Annotated in this window: 4 protein-coding genes and 2 pseudogenes; 5 read left to right on the top strand and 1 reads right to left on the bottom strand. The window is 70.6% G+C overall.

Features of this window, described 5'->3' with window-relative positions:
• From ACXAHD_RS30525 to ACXAHD_RS30545, 5 genes and pseudogenes are all read left to right on the top strand, one after another.
• Positions 1 to 116, top strand: a pseudogene (locus ACXAHD_RS30525) (adenosine deaminase); the annotation flags it as partial.
• Positions 117 to 519: 403 nt separating this feature from the next.
• Positions 520 to 4,032: a sensor histidine kinase gene (locus ACXAHD_RS30530; protein ID WP_289212170.1), complete on the top strand. Its 3,513-nt coding sequence runs from the start codon at positions 520 to 522 to the stop codon at positions 4,030 to 4,032.
• Complete coding sequence (locus ACXAHD_RS30535; protein WP_278171351.1) at positions 4,029 to 4,433, top strand: roadblock/LC7 domain-containing protein; 405 nt, start codon at positions 4,029 to 4,031, stop codon at positions 4,431 to 4,433. Before ACXAHD_RS30530 ends, ACXAHD_RS30535 begins: the two co-directional genes overlap by 4 nt.
• A 118-nt stretch (positions 4,434 to 4,551) precedes the next feature.
• A complete protein-coding gene (locus ACXAHD_RS30540) occupies positions 4,552 to 4,929 on the top strand; it encodes a DUF742 domain-containing protein (protein WP_281553227.1) in 378 nt (125 codons plus the stop codon).
• Between the two features lies 1 nt (position 4,930).
• Positions 4,931 to 5,518: a GTP-binding protein gene (locus ACXAHD_RS30545; protein ID WP_123605491.1), complete on the top strand. Its 588-nt coding sequence runs from the start codon at positions 4,931 to 4,933 to the stop codon at positions 5,516 to 5,518.
• 292 nt (positions 5,519 to 5,810) lie between these two features.
• Here the strand turns inward: ACXAHD_RS30545 and ACXAHD_RS30550 are convergent.
• Positions 5,811 to 6,941, bottom strand: a pseudogene (locus ACXAHD_RS30550) (transposase); the annotation flags it as partial.
• Positions 6,942 to 7,189: the final 248 nt, after the last annotated feature.

Consider the following 7,189-nt stretch of genomic DNA (forward strand, 5'->3'; position numbering starts at 1 on the left):
CGGAGTTGCGGTGGTTGACGGTGAACGCGATGAAGAGTGCGTTCATCCCGTTCGACGAGCGGCTGGCGGTCATCGACGACGTCATCAAGCCTGCGTACGCCAAGCTGATCGGCTGACCTGGTAGCCAACCCGCCGGTGGCCCATCGGCCGCCGACAGTGGTCCCCCGTTCGGGCCACCGGTAGCCAACCACCCGGTCGGTGGCTGGTCGCGGAGGGCCATGTCCGGCGGGTCCTATCGGTGGTGGCGGCTCGACGTGGTGGGCGTAAGATGCTCGTCGCGCTCCGAGAGCACAGTTGCCCTCGAAGCCGGCAACACGGACCGAAGTGTTTACTTAACGTGATCAGGCAAGTGCTATTTGTCACAGGTCGGGATAACCATCGCATCACACTCGCAGTGACGAGCCACCTGGGCTTTCTCTTTGCGTGGTGTCGTGATGGAATCTCGGGGGTCCGATCCGCCCGGGTCGGCCGATGGGGTGTCCGGTGCAACGAACCGGCACCGATGAGGAGGGCGGTGACGTGAGCGAGCGGCCGAAGACGGCAGATTCATTCCTGTCGCGTCTCCGCCGGCCGGTTGGCCGGCTCAACGATCTGCCGATCTGGTCCAAGCTCGGTCTGATCATGATCGTGCCGACCCTGGCGACGATCGTGGTCGGTACCAACGGCCTCATCGGGCACCTGGAGACCGCTGGGAACGCGTCTCAGGCACGCACACTTGCCACCTTGGCCGCCGCCTCCGGCGACCTGGCCCACGACCTGCAGAACGAGCGGGCCGCCGCAGTGCTCCTGCTCGGCACCGGCAACGAGCAGCGCCGGCAGGGCTACCTCGATGCGTACAACGCCCTGCACGGCACCGTCGACGAGGCCCGGACGCCGTACTCGCAGCGCCGCGCGGAGCTGACCGACCTGCCGGTGAACTTCCGTAACCTGCTTTCCCGGATCGACCAGAACCTCGCCGACCTGCCCGGGGTACGCAGCCAGGTGGTCAACAGCGCCACCGCCGACGGCACCTACCGTCTCACCGAGGCCGCCCGCGCCTACGAGGTGCTGCTCAGCGACCTGCTCGACATCCGCGACTCGGCCGCCCAGCTGGCCAACGACACCGAGCTGAGCGACCACATGCGGGCCGCCGCTTCGCTGGCCCGCAACAAGGAGTTCCTCTCCCGTGAGCGGATCGTCGTGCTGCGGGCGTTCAGCCAGAACGCGTTGACCCCGTCACTGCGAACCGACTACATCAGTACCCGGGCCGGCCAGGCCCAGTCCCGGCAGAGCTTCGAGGCCGCCGCCGTCCAGGAAGACCTGGAGTTCTACAACCAGACGGTGGCCGGTCCGGCGCTGCGGGAAGCGGACACCTACGGCGGTTTCATCCGGGGCCAGAACGAAGAGTCGATGCGTGACACGCCGTTCGACGCCGACGCCTGGGACGCGGCGCTGACCGGACACGCGGACCTGATCCGCACCGTCGAGCAGAAGATCGACAGCGACGTGGTCAACGAGGCCACCATCCTGCGCGACGACGTACAGCAGCAGTTGTTGATCGAGACGATCCTGCTGCTCGTCGTGCTGCTGCTGGCGATCCTCTTCGCTGCTCTGGTCGCCCAGGCGATGGCGCGTTCGCTGCGTGAACTGCGCCAGGGCGCGCTCGCTGTGGCCCAGCACGGTCTCCCGCATGCTGTTGCCCGACTGCGGGACCCGCAGGTCACCGCGCAGAGCTCGCCGATGCAACTGGCCAACCAGATCGCCGAGCCGCTGCCGGTCCGCAGCAAGGACGAGTTCGGTCAGGTGACCGAAGCGTTCAACGCGGTTCACCTGGAGGCGGTCAAGACCGCCGCCGAACAGGCCGCACTGCGTTCGTCGGTGTCGACGATGTTCGTCAACCTCGCCCGCCGGTCACAGATCCTGGTCGACCGGTTGATCGGCCACCTGGACCGGTTGGAGCGCGGCGAGGAGGACCCGGACCGGCTCGGCGAACTCTTCCAGCTCGATCACCTCGCCACCCGGATGCGGCGCAACGACGAGAACCTGCTGGTTCTCGCCGGCGCGGACTCTACCCGCGTGCAGCGTGAGCCGGCGGCACTGAGCGACGTGCTGCGCGCCGCACAGTCCGAGGTCGAGCACTACACCCGGATCGAATTCGGGATGGTCGACCGGGACATCGAGGTCGCCGCGCACGCCGTCAACGACCTGGTCCACCTGGTCGCCGAGCTGTTCGACAACGCCACGGCCTTCTCGCCGCCGGACTCGCAGGTGATGGTCGAGGCCCGCCGGGTCGGCGACCGTGCCGTGCTCTACGTCGAGGACCGCGGTATCGGCGTCAGCGCCGACCAGCTGCGGGAGCTCAACGACCGGTTGGCCAACCCGCCGATGGTCGACGTGGCAGTGTCCCGGATGATGGGTCTCGTCGTGGTCGCCCGGCTGGCCAAGCGGCACGGTGTCAAGGTCGAGCTGCGCCCAGCCGCCGACCGGGGTACAGTCGCCGACGTCACCCTGCCGACCTCGGTGCTGATTCCGCGGGCCCTCGCCGGCCGCAACGCCGCCCCGGCCGCGTTCGGCTCCGGTGGCGGCCAGGAGATGCCCGCCGTCGCCCGGCCGTCGTTCGCCGCACCCCTTGCGTTGGAGGGCGGCAACGGGCCGTCGGGCGGTGGCTTCGGCGGCCGACCGGCCGAGCCACCGGCACCGGCACCGGCCGGCCCCCCGCCACGACCGTTCGAACCGGCACCGATCAACGGTGGTGGCCCGGCGACCCCGCCGGCCGCCCCGGCCCGCCCGATGCCAGCCTGGTCGGACCTGACCGGAGCGACCAACGGCACGAACGGCGCCAACGGCTCCGACGTGCTGGGAGCCCCGCCGGCCAATGGCCAGCAGCGCACCGGTCCGCTGCCACAGCGCCGATCCAACGATCACTGGACAGTCGACGGCGAGGTGACCGGAGCGGCGCCCACCAGCGGCATCCCGCGTCAGGCCCCCACCTCGCCGGAGACCCACGGCGCGCCGACCGGCCACCAACCGGTCAGTGGGCAGCCGTACGTCCCGCCGGTCTCCGCACCCCCGGTCCGGCCGTTCTCGGCCCCGCCGGCGCCACCACCGGCAGCCGCCCCACAGCCCGCCGCGTTCCAGCAGCCGGCCAGCTTCCAACGCCCGACGCAGCCGCCGCCGCACCAGCAACGACCGGCGACACCGCCACCGGCTGCTCCGGCACCCTCGGCCGCGCCGCCGCCCAGCGCGGCACCACCGGCCTGGCCGCCGGTCGCGGCGGAGCAACGGGACACCCCGGCACCGCCGGTCCCGGAGAAGCTCGCTGCGGCGCTGGACATGACCGCCGAACTGCCGAGGGTGTCCCGGTCAGGTCCGGACAACGCGGCGACCGCCCAGCACCCGACGATCACCCCGCCAGCGGCACCCAAGCAGTTCGCCGACGAGACCATGGAACTGCCGATCTTCCGCGAGCTCGAGTCGGCTTGGTTCCGGACCCGGCGCCCCACCGCAGACGAAGCGCGGGCGGCAGCGGGAGCAATGATCAAGCAGTCCGGTGGTGCGGCCTCGACCGCCACCACCCAGCCGATCGCCAAGGTGGAGGCCTCCCAGCCACCCGCTCCGGCGACGGAATCCGGGACGACCACGGCTGGCAGGCCCGGTTCGTCGTTGCCGCGTCGACCCGAGCCGGTGGCCGCCACCTCGCGGTCGGCTGCGGCCGGTGGCGGCGGTGGCGAGGGTCCGCAGGACAGCTGGCAGACCGCCGCAGACGACGGCTGGCGCGCGGCAAGCGCTGCGGCTGATGTCGAAGTGGCCGAAAAGACCCAGGCGGGCCTGCCCAAGCGGGTCCCGATGGCACAGCTAGTACCAGGTGGCGTAGACAAGGCGTCAGGTTCGGTACAGCGTCGCACACCGGAAGCGGTCCGTGGGCTATTGTCCGCGTACCACCGTGGTGTGCAACGCGGCCGTACTCAGCCCAAGGACGACCACTCGACCAACCCGGGGGCGACCCCGGGAGGGCAGCAATCCTCGCAGGCTGGCAAGGAGCATGAGGGATGACAACTACGCAGGATCTCGGTTGGCTGCTGGCCAACTTCGCCGATCGCGTGCCGGGGGTCGCTCACGCGATTGCGGTCTCAGCGGACGGTCTGCTCCTGGCGGCGTCCCGGGATCTTCCCCGGGACCGTGCGGACCAGCTCGCGGCCATCGCCTCCGGACTGGTCAGCCTCACCCAGGGCGCGGCGCGGTGTTTCGAGGGTGGTGCGGTGCTGCAGACAGTGGTTGAGATGGACAACGGCTTCCTCTTCCTCATGTCGATCTCGGACGGTTCGTCGTTCGCGGTACTGGCCGCCCGAAGCTCTGACGTCGGCCAGGTGGGGTACGAGATGGCTCTGCTGGTGGACCGGGTTGGCGAGGCGCTGACGCCAGCGCCCCGCACGGCCGCCGGAATGCTGGGCTGACCACGCTGACGAGACCGGTGCCGGCGTCGACGACCGGCACCGGTCTAGCAGAGAAGAACTGGACGCTACGAGCTCCGACAGGTGGAGCTGCGGGCAGGACGAGAGGGGGTGACGGCAGATGACCGAGCGCGATGAACCGACCGGTGCTCTGGTCAGGCCGTACGCCGTTACCCGTGGTCGTACCCGGCCGAAGCTGGAAATCGCCCTCGAGGCGCTCGTGGAAACGACGGTGCGCGGCCGGTCCTCAGGCGCTGTGCAAGGCGGCTCGGGCCGGGAGCACCAATACATTGCCGCGCTATGTGACGGCCGGCTGCAGTCGCTCGCTGAGATCGCGGCGCGGATGCAGCTCCCACTCGGAGTAGCCCGGGTCATCATCGCGGACATGGCCTCGGACGGCCTGGTCGCGGTGTACGAGCCGACATCCTTGGACGACACGAACGACGCGGTGGGCACGGAACTGCTGGAGAGGGTGCTGAGTGGACTTCGCAGGCTCTGACATGGCGCACCGCCCCATGGCCGGGCGCGTGACATCGGCGAAGATTGTGATCGCCGGTGGGTTTGGCGTCGGCAAGACGACGCTGGTCGGCTCGGTCTCGGAGATCACGCCGTTGACCACCGAGGCGATCATGACCTCGGCCGGTGTCGGCGTGGACGACACGCGACAGGTGCCGGGAAAGACGACCACCACGGTCGCCATGGACTTCGGACGTATCTCGATCGACCGAGATCTGATCCTCTATCTGTTCGGTACGCCGGGCCAGACTCGATTCTGGTTCATGTGGGACGAACTGGTGCGAGGAGCGATCGGGGCGGTGGTGCTGGTCGACACCCGTCGACTAGCCGACTGCTTCGCGGCGATCGACTTCTTCGAGCATCGGCGGCTGCCCTACCTGGTGGCGATCAACTGCTTCGACGGCATGCAGTACCACGATCCGCAGGACGTGCGTGACGCGCTGGCCATCTCCAGCGACGTCCCTGTCGTCCCGTGTGACGCGCGGAACCGTGAGTCGACGAAGCACGTGCTGATCTCGCTGGTCGAGTACGTGCTGACCATGCGGCGTCAGCGCGCGGTGGCACCGGCCTGACCGCCCCGACCCACCCGGCACGGACTCTCCCGATCTGCGACCCGAACCGGCGGCACCTGACCCAGGTGCCGTCGGTAGGTGTCGTTTGCGGCCGGCCCGCGTGTGGTGCCTGCCGACATCAGCGGGGTGGGAGCGACATCGGCGTGGGCGGCAGTGGCACCTGCGGCAGGACGGGCGTTCCACGACGGGTGTACGGAGCACGGCGGGCACGACTCTCGGGCACCAGGCCCGAGCAGGCCGGCACCAGGCCCGAGCACGCGGGTACCCGTCAGCGGCGGGTGGTGACCCCCGGTCAGGAGTGGTGACCGGCCGGTCGGTACTCGTACTCGCGGCCGTCGCCCTGTCCGCTCTGGTCCCGGCTGAAGTCCCATCCGCCGGCGGCTTCCCGGCCGGGCCGTCCGCCGACGGCGTACCCGCCGATCTCCTGACCTCGACGCCAGCCCCGGAAGTAGCCGTTGGTGTGTTCGGCGATGCTCGCCGCGTCTCGGACGATCCGCAGCGGGCGCTCGTCGCGCAGCGGTGAGCCCGGAACCAGGTTGGCCTGCGGCACCCGCTTCGGTAGCCCGGCGTTGGTTGCGGCACCGATCGACGGCTGCGCGGCCAACTCGGCAGCCCGCCAGCCGTTGTCCGCCTGCGTCGCGAACTCCGCCCCGTCGGTTTCCGGATGCCGGACGAACCAGGCCGACCGTGCCGCCGCGAAGATCAGCAGGTCGCCGTCGCCCTCATCGGGTACGGGCGGGGCGCTCAGCGGCTCTACGGCGGCCCGACGGCCGCGACCGTACTCGGTGGGCTGGGGAGCGTCCACGAGACGCAGCGGTGGAGTCTCCGCCGGGGCGTCGGGCCGGCTGTAGTCGTCGGGCCGGTAGCTGTCGGGCCGTCCGTAGCCGTCGGCTCGGAAGTCGTCCTGTCGGACCTGGTCGGCGACCGGCGGTTCGACCAGACGCAGCATCGGTGGCTCCGGCGGCAGGTCGTCGGCCAGCCACGGTGGCTTGACCCGGCCGCTGTGCCCGTTGGACGCGGCCGGCAGGTGTTCCTCGTGCCCTCCCGGGTAGACCGGATCGGGCTCGTCAGCGCCGTCGGGACCGGGCGGCACCAGCGGCCAGTTGGACCGGGAACCGGGTGGTGACGACGTCGGCGGACCGGGTCGGGGGGCGGGAACGGGCAGGCTGTAATCGGTCGCGGAGAAGCCTCCGGTCGGCGGCTCGGCGAGCGGCGAACCACTGACCGGTGCTGCCGAGGCCGGTGCCCCGGACATCGGTGCCCCGGACATCGGGCTGCCAGAGACCGGGTGCGCCGACACCGGGGTCCCGGAGACCGGCGCCGTACCCGCCGGTGGCGCCGACTGTGGCGAGATGGTCGGGGCGGGGCCGGCCGGACCGGCACCTGCCCGGGTGTTCGGCCGAGGGGTGATCGGGGTCGGCCGGCGCTGTGCCCGCGCGTCGTTGATGGCAGCAGTGGTGAGCGTGGCGCGGAACGGCTCGCCGGCGTCCGCTGGTGCGATGCCGGGACGTTGCGCCGGCATCGGGGTCATCCCGGGCGGTGGCGGGGGAGGGGGAGGGGCGGACACCGGACGGTCGCTGCCCGGTTCGGCGGAACGCCGGGCCACCGGGGCGAGTGGGGTGAGTGGCGTTTGTCTCTTCTACACATCTGACGCTGCCAACGATCTTATCC

This window comes from Micromonospora sp. ABR4_055 (assembly GCF_056160425.1).

What these genes read in the sequence shown, in the direction of transcription:
- ACXAHD_RS30535 (WP_278171351.1), top strand. Translation starts at nt 4,029, where the DNA reads ATGACAACTACGCAGGATCTCGGTTGGCTGCTGGCCAACTTCGCCGAT.
- ACXAHD_RS30545 (WP_123605491.1), top strand. Translation starts at nt 4,931, where the DNA reads ATGGCGCACCGCCCCATGGCCGGGCGCGTGACATCGGCGAAGATTGTG.
- ACXAHD_RS30540 (WP_281553227.1), top strand. Translation starts at nt 4,552, where the DNA reads ATGACCGAGCGCGATGAACCGACCGGTGCTCTGGTCAGGCCGTACGCC.